Raw genomic sequence first — 1,327 nt, forward strand, 5'->3', positions numbered from 1 at the left:
CTTCATAGTAGTTCTTTTTTAATCCAACTTCATAAATATCGTTTGAAAAAGATTTGATATATTCTAATTTCAAATTTTCATCAGTTATACTCGAAAATACATTCTCATCCATCAAGCTAATTAAATATGGATATATAAGAGCTAAGTGATGTACTGTGTCTAAAAAATATTCTGTTGCAGATATTGATTTATTTTTGTCACTTAAGACCTGAATAGCATAGTTTAATACTGCAGAGTTACCATCGTTCTTTTTCATTAGAGCTATAGCAAAGTCTAGAAAATGAACAGTTTCTTTGTAGTCAAAATAATCACCTTCCTCAAAATACCTAAGCTCTCTGATCCAATCAGATTCATGTGTCATGGGTAATTCAGAAATTTCTGTTTTCTTATGATTTAGAGTCAACCCATACACCCTTAACTCGGCTTCTAGATCAATTAAAAAATTTTCTGCATTTTGATAGTCTTCAACGAAACATTCATAATCATCAATATTTCTAATGTACTTATATCTATCTTTGAGCTTTTCATCTACCGCTACTAGAATAATTTCTGAAATAATATTGAAAGCGTGGCCACCAATTAAAATACCGTGAGTCTCACCTTTATTAACATTCATGGTGTAGGTATCTATCTCATTATGCCAGTAGCCATTTCTCTGTATTTTTCCTTGGTTTTTTCCTATCAAAGCCCAAGAAAGTGCGTGTGTATAGATACTGCCAAAGCAATTTGAAACATCAGCATGCACTACAAATCTACTTTTAATTTTAATCTTTGGGATTGGATTGTCATCTTCAGATAAATTTTTATAATTCATTGAAAAAACTTTTGACACAGGACGATTAACCACCTTTTTAACCCAACTCCAAGTAACACCTGATGAATCATAGCTACTACCAAGCGAAAAAATTATTTTTGATTCTTTAATTCTACGTATATGAATTCTACTAATCTTAAAATCATCATTCTTAGTTTTAGATTCAAAACAATCTGTCAATTCTGGCCAGTATTGTGACAAGCAGTGGCATAAATTGAAATATGCTATTGGTTCTGGAACGGCTAATAATCTAGGAACGTTAATATTTCGCATATTTGCATACTGAACATACTCCGAAACATGTTTATTCTTAAATAATCCAGAGTTACTATTAGAGGATTTAGGATGGTTATCTCCATCCATACAAAAATCGTAAAAGTCTTCAGAAGTTAAGAATGGGGGAAGCTTCTCTGAGAAAAGTCCATATCCAACAAGTCCTTCAAGCAACCTTTCTTTAGTAATCCCTTTCATATGTTCAGAATAAGAAGTTGTCATTATGTACCTATTAATTTA

Annotated in this window: 1 protein-coding gene; it reads right to left on the reverse strand. The window is 31.4% G+C overall.

The annotated features are described in order from the left end of the window. Positions 1-1,309: RNA-directed DNA polymerase (locus QL982_RS14385; protein WP_290190443.1), on the reverse strand; the 1,309-nt coding region annotated here is incomplete at its 3' end. Positions 1,310-1,327 lie beyond the last annotated feature (18 nt).

Origin of the sequence: Psychrobacter sp. 5A.1, from assembly GCF_030407455.1 — a bacterium.
In the GTDB taxonomy this organism is placed as follows: Bacteria; Pseudomonadota; Gammaproteobacteria; order Pseudomonadales; family Moraxellaceae; genus Psychrobacter.